Source organism: Pseudomonas kilonensis, assembly GCF_001269885.1.
Taxonomy (GTDB): Bacteria; Pseudomonadota; Gammaproteobacteria; order Pseudomonadales; family Pseudomonadaceae; genus Aquipseudomonas; species Aquipseudomonas kilonensis.
Map to the genome: position 1 here is coordinate 164,999 of NZ_LHVH01000024.1, position 13,037 is coordinate 178,035.

At 63.3% G+C, this 13,037-nt stretch carries 11 protein-coding genes; 8 read left to right on the forward strand and 3 right to left on the reverse strand.

The window, feature by feature from the left end; translation table 11 throughout:
- The first annotated feature begins 1 nt into the window (after window position 1).
- Genes tssH through AD662_RS17025 form a run of 4 tightly spaced genes read left to right on the forward strand, consistent with a single transcriptional unit; the run spans window position 2 to window position 5,628 of the window.
- Entirely contained in the window at window positions 2-2,545 is a 2,544-nt protein-coding gene (gene tssH, locus AD662_RS17010) for a type VI secretion system ATPase TssH (protein WP_053189074.1), read from the forward strand.
- 55 nt (window positions 2,546-2,600) lie between these two features.
- Window positions 2,601-3,044 carry a hypothetical protein gene (locus AD662_RS17015; RefSeq protein WP_053189077.1) on the forward strand — a complete coding sequence of 148 codons (444 nt, stop codon included), beginning with the start codon at window positions 2,601-2,603 and terminating at the stop codon, window positions 3,042-3,044.
- Window positions 3,045-3,062: 18 nt separating this feature from the next.
- The gene (locus tag AD662_RS17020) at window positions 3,063-5,072 is read left to right on the forward strand and encodes a type VI secretion system Vgr family protein (protein WP_053189080.1); all 2,010 of its coding nucleotides are present in this window, start codon (window positions 3,063-3,065) and stop codon (window positions 5,070-5,072) included.
- A 13-nt stretch (window positions 5,073-5,085) separates the two neighbouring features.
- Window positions 5,086-5,628: a toxin-antitoxin system YwqK family antitoxin gene (locus AD662_RS17025; protein ID WP_053189083.1), complete on the forward strand. Its 543-nt coding sequence runs from the start codon at window positions 5,086-5,088 to the stop codon at window positions 5,626-5,628.
- 195 nt (window positions 5,629-5,823) lie between these two features.
- Here AD662_RS17025 and AD662_RS17030 read toward each other — a convergent pair whose 3' ends face one another.
- Window positions 5,824-6,219 carry a DUF4280 domain-containing protein gene (locus AD662_RS17030; RefSeq protein ID WP_003202818.1) on the reverse strand — a complete coding sequence of 132 codons (396 nt, stop codon included), beginning with the start codon at window positions 6,217-6,219 and terminating at the stop codon, window positions 5,824-5,826.
- Between the two features lie 198 nt (window positions 6,220-6,417).
- Between AD662_RS17030 and AD662_RS17035 the strand changes: the two genes are divergently transcribed.
- The 3 genes from AD662_RS17035 (at window position 6,418) to AD662_RS17045 (ending at window position 9,627) form a co-directional block, all read left to right on the forward strand.
- Entirely contained in the window at window positions 6,418-7,485 is a 1,068-nt protein-coding gene (locus tag AD662_RS17035) for a phosphotransferase family protein (protein WP_053189085.1), read from the forward strand.
- Window positions 7,486-7,509: 24 nt separating this feature from the next.
- Complete coding sequence (locus AD662_RS17040; protein WP_018612731.1) at window positions 7,510-8,277, forward strand: SDR family oxidoreductase; 768 nt, start codon at window positions 7,510-7,512, stop codon at window positions 8,275-8,277.
- Window positions 8,278-8,511: 234 nt separating this feature from the next.
- Window positions 8,512-9,627 carry a Gfo/Idh/MocA family protein gene (locus AD662_RS17045; protein WP_053189088.1) on the forward strand — a complete coding sequence of 372 codons (1,116 nt, stop codon included), beginning with the start codon at window positions 8,512-8,514 and terminating at the stop codon, window positions 9,625-9,627.
- A gap of 181 nt (window positions 9,628-9,808) precedes the next feature.
- Here AD662_RS17045 and AD662_RS17050 read toward each other — a convergent pair whose 3' ends face one another.
- Both AD662_RS17050 and AD662_RS17055 read right to left on the reverse strand, forming a co-directional pair.
- Window positions 9,809-11,251: an FAD/NAD(P)-binding protein gene (locus AD662_RS17050; RefSeq protein ID WP_053189091.1), complete on the reverse strand. Its 1,443-nt coding sequence runs from the start codon at window positions 11,249-11,251 to the stop codon at window positions 9,809-9,811.
- A gap of 15 nt (window positions 11,252-11,266) precedes the next feature.
- Window positions 11,267-11,830, reverse strand: a complete 564-nt coding sequence (locus tag AD662_RS17055) for a helix-turn-helix domain-containing protein (RefSeq protein ID WP_024619854.1) — start codon at window positions 11,828-11,830, stop codon at window positions 11,267-11,269.
- 12 nt (window positions 11,831-11,842) lie between these two features.
- Here AD662_RS17055 and AD662_RS17060 point away from each other — a divergent pair, with 12 nt between their 5' ends.
- Window positions 11,843-12,847, forward strand: coding sequence for a DMT family transporter (locus tag AD662_RS17060; RefSeq protein ID WP_174553547.1), 1,005 nt, complete (start codon window positions 11,843-11,845; stop codon window positions 12,845-12,847).
- Window positions 12,848-13,037: the final 190 nt, after the last annotated feature.

Below are 13,037 nucleotides of genomic sequence, written 5' to 3' on the forward strand. Positions count from 1 at the left end.
AATGGAACTGGCCAGCCTGATCGGACGCCTCAACCCGGACAACCGCCGCGCCCTGGAACGGGCCGCGCAACGTTGCATGCAGCGCAGCCATCATTACGTGGAAATCGAACACCTGCTGCTGGAATTGCTCGACATCGAGGGCGGCGACTTTGCCTGCCTGCTGCCACGTTTCGGTCTGGAGCGTGACGCGGTGGCCGCGGAAACCAACAAGGCCCTGGACCTGTTCAAATCCGGCAGCACCCGCACCCCCGCCCTGTCGGCGCAAACCATCGGCCTGTTGGAAGACGCCGTGGTCCAGGCCAGCGTGCTGGGCCTGGACAGCATCCGCTCCGGGCTGTTGCTGCTGGCGCTGCTGGACCGTGATGAGCGCCGCAGCCTGCTGCTCAACAGCGCCTCGTCGTTGCTGCGCATTCCCCGCGACGCCCTGCGCGCCCACCTATTGGAATGGACCGAAAGCTCCCGTGAGCATGTCGCTGGCGTGCGCCCGGCCAAACCCGGCGAGCCTTCCCAGAAACAGGACCCTGTCCTGGACCAGTACACCCAGGACCTGACCGCCGACGCCCGGGCCGGGCGCATCGACCCCATCGTCGGCCGCGACGGCGAGATCCGCCAGTGCATCGACATCCTGCTCCGGCGCCGGCAGAACAACCCGATCCTGGTCGGCGCACCGGGCGTCGGCAAGACTGCGGTGGTGGAAGGCCTGGCCCTGCGTATCGCCGCCGGGGATGTGCCGCCGTCGTTGCAGGAAGTCACCCTGCGTGTCCTCGACCTGGGTCTGTTGCAGGCCGGTGCCGGTGTCAAAGGTGAATTCGAACAGCGCCTCAAAGGCGTGATCGACGCGGTACGCCGTGCCGAAAAGCCGATCATCCTGTTCATCGACGAAGCCCATACGCTGATCGGCGCCGGCGGCGCAGAGGGCGGCAGCGACGCGGCCAACCTGCTCAAGCCGGCCCTGGCCCGGGGCGAACTGCGCACCCTGGCCGCCACCACCTGGCTGGAATACAAAAAATATTTCGAGAAAGACCCGGCCCTGGCCCGCCGCTTCCAACTGGTGCAGGTCGAAGAACCGGACGAACTGACCGCCGTGGAAATGCTCCGCGGCGTGGCAAGCAAACTGGAACAGCACCACGGCGTGCAGGTGCTGGACGCGGCCATCCACGAGGCGGTGAAGCTGTCCCACCGCTACATCTCCGGGCGACAGTTGCCGGACAAAGCCATCAGCGTGCTCGACACCGCCTGCGCCCGGGTCGCCCTCGGCCAGCACGACGTGCCGCCACCGCTGGAAAGCCTGCGCCATCGGCAGCACAGCCTCAAGGACGAGGTCGAACGCCTGCGCCGGGAACAGGCGACCGGGCTCGATCACCGTGAACGCATCACCCTGCTCGAAGGCGAATCGACCAGCAACGTGCAAGCCATCAGCGAACTGGAAACCCGCTGGGGCGAAGAGCGCGAAGCCGTGCGCGAACTGCTCGACACTCGGCGCGAACTGCTTGCCCTGAGCGAACGCGCCGACAGTGAAAAAGCCGACACCGAGATCGATAACCGCATCGACCACCTGGCCGCCGAACTGCTGCGCCTGGAGGCGGGCCTGGATGCCATTCGCCAGGACGATCCGCTGGTGCCCGAACAGGTGGACAGCAAGACCGTCGCCGCCGTGATTGCCGGCTGGACCGGCATCCCGGTGGGCAAGATGCTCGCCGACGAAGCCCACGCCGTGCGCACCCTAGGCCAGCGCATGGGCCAGCGGGTCATGGGCCAGAGCACCGCGTTGAACACCATCGCCCAACGCCTGCAAGCCTACCGCGCCGGCCTCACCGACCCACAGAAACCGGTCGGGGTGTTCCTGCTGGTGGGCCCCACCGGCGTGGGCAAGACCGAAACCGCCTATGCCCTGGCCGACGCCTTGTACGGCGGTGAGCGCAACCTGATCAGCATCAACCTCTCGGAGTACCAGGAAGCCCACACCGTCAGCCAACTCAAAGGCGCCCCGCCCGGCTACGTCGGCTACGGCAGCGGCGGCGTGCTCACCGAAGCGGTGCGGCGCAAACCCTATTCGGTGGTGCTGCTGGATGAAATCGAAAAGGCCCACCCGGATGTGCTCGAAGCCTTCTACAACGTCTTCGACAAAGGCCTGATGGAAGATGGCACCGGCCTGGTGGTGGACTTCAAGAACACCGTGATGCTCGCCACCAGCAACGTCGGCGCCGAACTGCTGCTGGACACGCCGACCGCGCAACTGGGCAGCGACGCCTTCAACGAAGCCTTGCACAAAGTGCTGCTGCAAGCATTCCGGCCGGCATTTTTGGCGCGTATGACGGTGGTGGCTTATCGGCCGCTGGATGAAGCGACGCTGGAAGGGATTGTGTTGGCGAAGTTGGAGAAATTGCGCGGGCGCTACAAGGCCGCGACCGGCAAGCAGTTCGAGTTCGATGCGGGGATCGTCAAGGCTGTGTTGGCCAAGTGCAGCGCGGCGGGGGCACGGGATGTCGAGAATGTGTTGATGACGCAGGTGACGGGGAAGTTGGCGGAGTGGGTGTTGGAATAACCTCCGTCGTTGTTCATAGCCTGTTAAGACTTTCTGAGTTGGACCGGAGCACGTTATGAAGTTCTATCACTACACCACCCAGTCGGCGGCCAAATCCATAACTGGCAATCAAATCGGCGTCCCCGCCGTTCAGGAGTGGAAATGCACGATGAATCAACCTCAAAAGTGGGCATGGTTCACTAAACAGCATGAGGAAGGCTTTTATTTGACCACCATACCGCCGTCTGAAATACGAAAGAAAAAAGAAAAACTCGGTATTAGCAAACTTTCAGAAGTCTATGTTTTGTATTTCAACATCACATGGATAAAACCAAAACAGATGAAATCAGTGGATGACTATGTCAATAACGGATCCATCAGGATCAAAAAAGTTGGCGAGCCTGAAAAAATCTGTGCCCAACGTATCGGGGTCAATACCAATCAATTGGACAATGTGCCTTTCCCGGTGGAGTCATGTTTATGGGCAGGCCCAGTCGAAGGATTTCCTGACGATATTTGAGCGTGCCGAGGATGATTAATGCCCCGCTCCACCGACAGCAACACCACCCTCTCCCTCACCGCCACCTCGCTGTCGGCGCTGTACCCTGAATCGCTGTCCGGCGAAGAACGCCTCAACGGCTTGGGCTCGCACATCCTCAACGGCATCAACGATGGCGCCTCGCTGGACCTCACGACGGCCGTCGCCAGCCACGTGACCGCCACGCTGCACAAGGATGCCTTGCTGCGTCCGCTGGATTGGCTGGTGGCCGAGATCCGCCAACTGCCGGCCGACGCCACCGCCGAGCGCTATCAGCTTTTGCTCCGGCCGTGGCTCTGGTGGCTGAGCCTGGCCAGCAACAACCGTGTGTTCCAGAACCTCGCCACCTCGGACATCGTCACGACGATTTTCAAGGGCCACGGCTTCACCGACTTCCAGCTCAAGCTCAGCGGCAGCTACACACCCCGCGAGTACTGCGTGCAATACGGCGAAACCGACCTGGCCTTCGTCTCGCGCCTGCTGGAAGAAGACGGGATTTTCTGGTTCTTCAGTCATGAAGACGGTAAGCACACGCTGGTACTGGCCGACAGCAACGACGCCTTCGCGCCCATCCCCAACGGGCCGACGGTGAATTATCTCGGGCAGAAAATGGGCGAACGAGAACTGCACGGCATCCGCTCCGGACAAGTGTGCCTGCAAGCGGTGGCCGGGGTTTACCAGGCGACCGACTATGAATTCACCACGCCGACAACATCGCTCTACAGCCAGGCCGAAGCTGTGGCCGGGCCGAGCTCGGTGTACGAACATCCAGGCAGCTATACCGCCAAGGCCCAGGGCGATGCGCTGACCAAACAGCGGGTGGATGGCCTGCGCAGCCAGGAGAAACGCTTCGTCGGCGAAAGCGACTGCCGCTGGCTGGTGCCGGGGTATTGGTTCACCCTCGCCGGCCATGAAGACTCGACGCTGAATATCGATTGGGTCGTGACGGCGGTCAGCCATGAAGCCAGCCATGACAGCTATCGCAACCGCTTCGAAGCGATCCCCAAGGCCACGGTCTATCGACCGGCCCGCCTCACGCCAAAACCCCGCATGCACACCCAGACGGCGCTGGTGGTGGGCAAGGCCGGCGAAGAGATCTGGACCGATGAATACGGCCGGATCAAGTTGCAATTCCCCTGGGACCGCACCGGCAAGAACGACGAGACCTCATCCTGCTGGGTTCGCGTGGTCTTGCCCTGGAGCGGCAAAGGCTTTGGCATGCAGTTCGTGCCGCGCATCGGCCAGGAAGTCATCGTGACCTTCATCGACGGCGACCCGGACCGCCCCTTGGTCACCGGCTGCGTCTACAACGGCGACAATGCCCTGCCCTACGCGCTGCCGGCGAACCAGACCCAATCCGGGATCAAGACCAATTCGTCCAAGGGCGGTGGTGGTTTCAACGAGTTGCGCTTCGAAGACAAGAAGGACGCCGAAGAAGTGTTTCTCCAGGCCCAGAAAGACTTCAACATCAACGTGCTCAACGACACCACCGCCACCGTCGGCCACGACGAAACCCTCACGGTGCAGAACGCCCGCACCCGCACGGTAAAGGACGGCGACGAAACCGTGACCCTGGAGAAAGGCAAGCGCAGCGTGACCATCCAGACCGGCAGCGACAGCCTCGATGTGAAGGACACCCGCACCGTCACCGTGGGCTCGGACCAGAGCCACAGCACCGGCGGCAATTACGATCATAAGGTCACCGGCAACTACAGCCTGACGGTGGACGGCAACCTGACCATCAAAGTCAGCGGCACCCTGACCCTGCAAAGCGGCGGCAGCTTCGCGATCAAGAGCGGCGCCGACCTGGCCGCCCAGGCCAGCACGTCCATCAGCCAGAAAGCCGGCACGGCCCTGAGCAACCAGGCCGGTACCTCGCTGGAAAACAAGGCCGGCACCACCCTGACCAACGACGCTGGCATCAGCCTGGTGAACAAGGCGGCGGCCGAACAGACCGTGGACGGCGGCGGCATGCTGACCATCAAGGGCGGCCTGGTGAAGGTCAACTGACAGGAGCGCACCGATGGCCTCGAAAAAACTCGACCTGGAGCGTGGTGACAGCCAACTGAGCGGGCAACTGGTCGATGGTCAGCTCGACGGCCCGCTGCAAATCGAAGAAGCCCAACGCCCGCAAGCAAAACTCAACTACAGCCAAGGTGAACTGCAAGGCACCAGCACCCTGTATCACCCCAATGGCAAGGTCTCGGCGGTATTGCCGTTCGTGAAAGGCAAACTGCAAGGTGTGGCGAGCTTCTATGCAGCCGAAGGCGGGTTGCAACGCCAGGCCACGTACCGCCGCGGGTTGCTGCACGGTGAGGCGAACAACTACTTCCCCGACGGGCAACTGGCCGAAGCCGAGGTCTATCGCGACGGCGTGCGCGACGGCCGCTATCGCCGCCTGCACCCCAACGGCAACCCGGCGGTCGAAGCCCGCTACCTCAACGGCCAACTGCTGGAACCACCCCAGGCCTACGCCGAAGACGGCCGGCCACTGGACGCCGAAGGCAAACCGATCTCCCGAGTGCGCTGGTGGTTCAGGCGCTGGAATGATCCAGCGCAGGCCTGAACACACCACTCCCACAAGAGATTTAGGGCAAGCACAAAACTTGAGGCCACTGAAGACCCAGTGTGGGAGCGGGCTTGCTCGCGAAGGCGGCCTAACAGTCGACATCAATACTGAATGTGCCACCCTCTTCGCGAGCAAGCCCGCTCCCACAGGGGATTGGAGGTGGGCAGCTAGCCTGCGTCCACCGCGCAACCATCAGGGGATGAGCATCTGCACCTGCCCCGGCACGACGATCTTGATCACCCCGGCCCAGGTGCACATCAAGGTGCTGTTGGCATCGATGGCCGGCATGTTGCCCAGCAACAGGGTCGGGGCGCCGCCGGGGATCCAGGGGGCGGCGGTGGCCGGGATGCAGGGCATGGGGGTCAACACGCCGAGTGCCGCCGCGGTGGCGGCGGCCACGGTCGGGTTCGCCAGGCTCATGCACATGCCAAACGTGGTGATGTTCACCAGCGGGATGTGATCCATGATATTCGCCGCCGGCATCCCGCCGGTCAGCAGGCGATTGACCGGCAGCACATTGAGCACCGCCGGGGCAGCGCCGAAGCTGCATTGCAAGGTCGCGGTGCCACAGACTTGCGGGCATCCCATCGCGGTTGCTCCTTTGAAAGCGACAGATCCGGAAACCTTAGCTCGCCCCTACCCAACGCGCACGCCGCCATGCATCAAGCCCGCTGATTATCCGGCAACACGCTAACCTATAAGACCCTGGCGTGCTTGTGACGCCTCCCACGCGCCATTAGATTAGCCAATGATCGATGGCCTCCAAAATAAGCAGAAGGGATAAGCATGGCGTTTACTGATCAGTCCACCCGCGTGCGCGACGGTGAAGAACTCGATGCCAACCTGATCGACCCGTACCTCAAGGCCCACATTCCCGGCCTGACCGGCGTGCCGCAGATCAGCCAGTTTCCCGGTGGCGCGTCGAACCTGACCTACCTGCTGGAATACCCCGAGCAGGAATTCGTCCTGCGCCGGCCGCCGTTCGGCCACAAGGCCAAGTCCGCCCACGACATGGGCCGTGAGTTCCGCATCCTCAATCAATTGCGCGACGGTTTCCCGTACTGCCCCAAAGCCTACGTGCACTGCACCGACGAGTCAGTGATGGGCGCCGAGTTCTATGTGATGGAACGGGTCAAGGGCATCATCCTGCGCTCCGACCTGCCGCCGGAACTGGGTTTCGACGCCGCCCGCACTGAAGCGCTGTGCAAGAGTTTCATCGACCGGCTCGTCGAGCTGCACCGTGTCGACTACAACGCTTGCGGCCTGGCCGACCTGGGCAAGCCCGAAGGCTACGTGGCCCGGCAGATCCGCGGCTGGAGCGACCGTTACGAAAAAGCCCTGACGCCCGATGCGCCGAAGTGGGAAGCGGTCAAGGCCTGGCTCAACGACAAGATGCCGGCCGACCATCCCACTTCGAGCATCGTCCACAACGACTACCGCTTCGACAACGTGATCCTCGACCCAGAGAACCCGATGCAGATCATCGGCGTGCTGGACTGGGAACTGACCACGATCGGCGATCCGTTGATGGATCTGGGCAACAGCCTCGCCTACTGGATCGAAGCCGCAGACCCGGCCCCCGTCCAACTGATGCGCCGCCAGCCAAGCCATGCCCCCGGCATGCTGACCCGCCGCGAGTTCGTCGATTACTACGCCGAGCGCGCCGGGATCCGCATCGACAACTTCGACTTCTATTACACCTACGGCCTGTTCCGCCTGGCCGGCATCGTCCAGCAGATCTACTACCGCTTCTTCCACGGCCAGACCCAGGACAAACGCTTCGCGCAGTTCGTTCAGATGAACACACTGCTGGAGCAGATGAGCCTGCAGGTCATCGACAAATCCACGCTCTGAGCGCACCTATAACAAGGAAACAGCATGTCCAAGACCCAGTTGTTCGACCTCGACGGTAAAATCGCCTTCGTTTCCGGCGCCAGCCGCGGCATCGGCGAGGCCATCGCCAAACTGCTGGCCCAGCAAGGCGCCCATGTGATCGTTTCCAGCCGCAAGCTCGACGGTTGCCAGCACGTGGCCGACGCCATCATCGCCGCTGGCGGCAAGGCCACCGCCGTCGCCTGCCACATCGGTGAAATGGAGCAGATCAGCCAGGTATTCGCCGGTATCCGCGAACAGTTCGGGCGCCTGGACATCCTGGTCAACAACGCCGCCACCAACCCGCAATTCTGCAACGTCCTGGACACCGACCTGGGTGCGTTCCAGAAAACCGTGGATGTGAACATCCGCGGCTACTTCTTCATGTCGGTGGAAGCCGGCAAGCTGATGCGCGAGAACGGCGGCGGCAGCATCATCAACGTGGCGTCGATCAACGGCATCTCGCCGGGGATCTTCCAGGGCATCTACTCGGTGACCAAGGCTGCGGTGATCAACATGACCAAGGTCTTCGCCAAGGAATGCGCGCAATTTGGCATCCGCTGCAACGCCTTGTTGCCAGGCCTGACCGACACCAAGTTCGCCTCGGCACTGGTCAAGAACGACGCCATCCTGAAGACCGCCCTGGCGCAGATCCCCCTCAAGCGCGTGGCCGACCCAAGCGAAATGGCCGGCGCGGTGCTGTACCTGGCCAGCGATGCGTCGAGCTACACCACGGGTGTGGCGTTGAATGTGGATGGCGGGTTCCTGTCCTGACAACAGGCTCCATGGCAGACCTGTGAAATCCCCTGTGGGAGCGGGCTTGCTCGCGAATGCGGTGCGTCAGTCACAGTTGCATTAACTGATCCACCGTATTCGCGAGCAAGCCCGCTCCCACAGGGGGATCCTCAGCAGTCACGGAAATGAATATTTATTCCAGTATTTGCAATTAACGAATATTTATTCCATAAATAGCCCTCCTGAAAATAACAATTCAAAGGGCTCTTTCTCATGCGTGAACTCGGCATCGGTCTGATTGGCACCGGCTTCATGGGCCGTGCCCATGCCTTGGCGTTCCACAATGCCAAGGCGGTGTTCGACCTCCCCCTGAACCTGAAACTGGCGGCTCTGGCCGACGCCGATCCGCAGCGTGCCCGGCAATGCGCCCACAGCTGGGGGTTCGAGACGGCCCACAGCGACTGGCAACAACTGATCGACGACCCGAAGGTCAACCTGGTCGCCATCACCACGCCCAACCACCTGCACTTCCCCATGGCCATGGCCGCGTTGGCGGCGGGCAAGCCGGTCTATTGTGAAAAGCCCCTGGCGGTGTCCCTGGAACAGGCCGAGCAGATGCGCCAGGCGGCCAAGGCAGCCGGGGTGGTGACGCGGGTCGGCTACAACTACCAGCACAACCCGATCATCCAACGGGCGCGGGAGCTGATCCAGCGCGGCGACCTGGGGCGGATCATCAGTTTCCAGGGCGAGTTCAGCGAAGACTTCATGGCCGACCCCGCCTCGCCGTGGTCATGGCGCTGCGAAGCGGCCCACGCCGGCGGCGCACTGGCGGACCTGGGCAGCCACTTGCTGGCCATGGCCCGGCACTTGTTGGGCGATGTCGAAGCGGTGTGCGCCGACAGCCAGACCGTGCACAGCCAACGCCCTGCCAGCGTGGGCAATGCCGAACAACGCGCCATTGCGGTCGATGACCAGGTCCACGCGCTGCTGCGTTTCGCCAACGGCGCCCGGGGCACGGTGAGCAGCAGTTGGCTCAAGCACGGCTACAAGAACCACCTGAGTTTCGAGATCAGCGGCACCCTCGGCACCCTGGCGTTCGATCAGGAACGGCTCAATGAACTGCGCCTGTGTCGCGTCGGCCAGGCAGGTTTCCAGCGCCTGCTGGCCGGCCCGGATTTGCCCGGTTATGCCGCGTTCAGCCCAGCCGCCGGTCACCAGTTGGGGTACAACGAATTGAAGACCCTGGAAGTCCAGGAACTGGTGATGACCCTCGCAGGCGAAGGCGGCAGCGGGACCGACTTCGAAGAGGCCTGGGAAGTGGAGCGGTTGGCGGCGGCGATTCGTGTGGCGGCGCGGGAGGAGCGTTGGGTCAAGGTCAGCAAGCTATAAGCGCTCATTTATGCCCATTTTGTGAATCCCTGTAGAAAGGGGATTTATCCCCATCTGTGGGAGCAAGGCTTGCCCGCGATGAAGATGACGCGGTCTCCCTGGGAACCGAGGCGCCTGCATCGCGAGCAAGCTTTGCTCCCACGCAGCGGGGATAAATCCCCTCGCCACAGGGGGTTCAATTTCAATCTTGGGTTTGCAGTTCAACCAGCCACACCGCCAGCGCCTTAGCCTGGCTCGCCACATCAGTCACAGCAGTACTTTCCCACCACATCCCCCGCAACGGCGGGCCCATGGCGAACAGGCGCTCGGCAGGCTCGCCTCGGGCGTCCAGCACCGCACCGTCAGCACGCGCGGCGATGCCCAGGGCCAGCGGCCCGGGCTGGATCAGCCCCCGGGCCAGCAACTGTTGCGGCAACGGTCGTGCAACCCGGCGCCAGTCATATTCGATGCCACTGGAGTTGATCAGCGCCGCGCCCTGCACCACCGTCAGCCCGGTCTCGCCCCGGCGGCGGATGGTAATACCCAGCGTGCCCTCGGCAGAGGACGCCAGCCCCTTGAACGACGCCGCCCGGATCCGCAACCGCCCTTCTTCGTGCAGACGCGCCACCAGCTCCGCGCTCAACGGCGGCGAGCGATGATGATGACTCTCCCACCACGGCCGCACATGCCGCACGAACTGCCGGCGCTGCACATCGCTGGCCTGGTTCCACAACCGCCCGATGTGCGCGCGCACCGTGTCCAACGGGGCCTGCCAATCGATGCCTTGGGCCTGGGCCTGACGGCATTGCTCGCGCAGGGCCCGCATCAACTGGCGTGGCGACCGCAGGCTGTGATCGTCGGCGAGGAAATCCACCCAGGCGGGGGGCTGGCGGCGCACATGGGGCAACAAACCATGGCGGGAAAACACTTCGATCGGCCCACGGTGCCCGGCCTGCTCCAGGGACACGACGGCATCAACCATGGTCAACCCCGAGCCGATGATCAGCACCGTGGACTGCGGATCGAGCTGGCGCATTGCAGCCACATCCCAAGGGTCCAGGGCCGCGGCATTCAAGCCGCTGGATTCGGTTTGCGGGGTTCGCGCCGCCGGGAACATGCCGGTGGCCAGTACCGCGAAACGGCCGCGCAAGACCTGGCCGTCATCCAGCGTCAGCATTACGGCATCGTCAGCAACCCGCAGGTCCACGGCCTCCCCGCGCACGTGCTCGGCGGTCGAACCGTTTTGCGCGCCTATCTCGCGAGCCTCGGCCAGCCGTTGTTGCACATAGAGGCCAAACATTCCCCGGGGCGGGAACAACTCGCTGATCGGCACGTGCTGCTGATCCGACTCGGGCCAGCCGCCGGCTTCGATGAACGCGGTGAGCCATTGGGTCAGGTCATCGGCGTTGTCCGGGTCGACGCTCATCCGCGCCGCGTTGCCGTTCAAGGTGTGCCCCAGCTCCACGGCACTGTAGGCCTCGCCCCGGCCCAGTTCGCTGCGCGGCTCGACGATCAGTACCTCGCGCCGGCCCGGCAGGCGCAGCAGCTGCGCGGCCAACATGGCACCGCTCAGGCCGCCACCGATAATCAGGATATCGGCCTCCCGGGTGATGCCCTGCTCATGTCGCTCCAGCGCTGTTTCCATATCGCTCTCCAGGAATCAAATCACCACGTTGCGTACGAATCTCGCCGCCACCGGGCCATCGTTGCGATAGGCATGGGGCTGGTTGCTGGCGAACATGAAGAACTCACCGGCGCCTATGCGGCGCTCCTCGTTGCCCAACAGCAGGGTCAGGCACCCCTCGAAGACATAGATCTGCTCACTCCAACCGTCGGCGTCGGGCTCTGAAGGGTAATGCTCGCCGGGCTCCAAGCGCCATTCCCAAAGTTCGACTTCACGGCTGGCGGTGGCCTTGGCGAGCAACACGGCTTTGCTGCCAGCGATGGTGCCGGCCCAGGCCAGCTCGTTGATGCGACTCGAGTCGCGGGCTTCGGGGGCCTGGATCAAGTCGCTGAAGGCCACGTCCAGGGCTTCGGCGACCCGGTCCAGGGTGGTCAGGCTGACGTTCTTTTCCCCAGCCTCAATGGCCACCAGCATCCGCCGGCTGACCCCCGACAACTCGGCCAACGCCGTCTGGCTGAGCTCGGCGGCATGCCGCAGACGACGGACGTTCTGGCTGACGTGTTGCAGGACGGAGGCCCGCTGGCCGGATTCTTTGTGCACTATATTGCTCACATGGCTGGGTTGCGCATTATACTGCCCAACTTCGGACGCATTGTGCGTCCGCCTCAAGTGGCGCGCAAGGTCATGGCATCGGTGAACTCCCCGCAAGCTTCCTCCCGTTTCTCAAGGTTCAGCAAGGCCGAATGCGTGCTGGTGCTGATTACCATGATCTGGGGTGGGACTTTCCTGCTGGTGCAACACGCCATGACGGTCAGTGGGCCGATGTTTTTCGTCGGCCTGCGATTTGCCGCCGCGGCCGCGTTTGTCGCGCTGTTTTCCTGGCGGCATCTGCGGGACCTGACCCTCTTCGAACTCAAGGCCGGGTGCTTCATCGGTGTGGCGATCATGCTCGGCTACGGCCTGCAGACCGTCGGCCTGCAAACCATCCCCAGTAGCCAATCGGCGTTCATTACCGCGCTTTACGTGCCATTCGTGCCCTTGTTGCAATGGCTGGTGCTGGGCCGTCGACCGGGCTTGATGCCCAGCCTCGGCATCATGCTGGCGTTCACCGGGCTGATGCTGGTGTCGGGCCCGGCCGGGGCCTCGCTGAACTTCAGCCCCGGTGAAATCGCCACGTTGATCAGCGCCATCGCGATTGCCGCCGAAATCATCCTGATCAGCGCTTATGCCGGCCAGGTCGATGTGCGCCGGGTGACCGTGGTGCAACTGGCAAGCACCGCGGTGCTGGCCTTCCTGATGGTGGTGCCGACCCAGGAAAAGATCCCGGATTTTTCCATGTTGCTGCTGGTCAGCGCCGTCGGCCTGGGCGCCGCCAGCGCAGCGATCCAGGTGGCGATGAACTGGGCACAGAAAAGCGTCTCGCCGACCCGCGCCACGCTGATCTATGCCGGTGAGCCGGTGTGGGCCGGCATCGCCGGGCGCCTGGCGGGCGAGCGGTTGCCGGCGATTGCCTTGTTCGGCGCGGCACTGATCGTGGCAGCGGTGATTGTCAGTGAGCTGAAGACCCGCGGAAAAGGTGTTGTCGAGGTGGATGAGGAGCTTGAGCAGGAGCAGTGAGGCCGGTAGAAGCTTAGAAGCCGTGCAGGAGCTGTGTAGGAGCTGACGAGTGCAACGAGGCTGCGATCTTTCCCCAGACACTTGAATCCCAAGCGAAAGACCAAGATCAAAAGATCGCAGCCTTCGGCAGCTCCTACACAAGCCCAACGGGAGCAAGCTCCCTCGCCACGGGTGATGTGTAGGGCGCAAA

Excerpts from the sequence above, each read along its gene's own strand:
- AD662_RS17025 (WP_053189083.1), top strand. The coding sequence starts at position 5,086 with ATGGCCTCGAAAAAACTCGACCTGGAGCGTGGTGACAGCCAACTGAGC.
- AD662_RS17040 (WP_018612731.1), top strand. The coding sequence starts at position 7,510 with ATGTCCAAGACCCAGTTGTTCGACCTCGACGGTAAAATCGCCTTCGTT.
- tssH (WP_053189074.1), top strand. The coding sequence starts at position 2 with ATGGAACTGGCCAGCCTGATCGGACGCCTCAACCCGGACAACCGCCGC.
- AD662_RS17035 (WP_053189085.1), top strand. The coding sequence starts at position 6,418 with ATGGCGTTTACTGATCAGTCCACCCGCGTGCGCGACGGTGAAGAACTC.
- AD662_RS17050 (WP_053189091.1), bottom strand. The coding sequence starts at position 11,251 with ATGGAAACAGCGCTGGAGCGACATGAGCAGGGCATCACCCGGGAGGCC.
- AD662_RS17020 (WP_053189080.1), top strand. The coding sequence starts at position 3,063 with ATGCCCCGCTCCACCGACAGCAACACCACCCTCTCCCTCACCGCCACC.
- AD662_RS17060 (WP_174553547.1), top strand. The coding sequence starts at position 11,843 with ATGGCTGGGTTGCGCATTATACTGCCCAACTTCGGACGCATTGTGCGT.
- AD662_RS17015 (WP_053189077.1), top strand. The coding sequence starts at position 2,601 with ATGAAGTTCTATCACTACACCACCCAGTCGGCGGCCAAATCCATAACT.
- AD662_RS17045 (WP_053189088.1), top strand. The coding sequence starts at position 8,512 with ATGCGTGAACTCGGCATCGGTCTGATTGGCACCGGCTTCATGGGCCGT.
- AD662_RS17030 (WP_003202818.1), bottom strand. The coding sequence starts at position 6,219 with ATGGGATGCCCGCAAGTCTGTGGCACCGCGACCTTGCAATGCAGCTTC.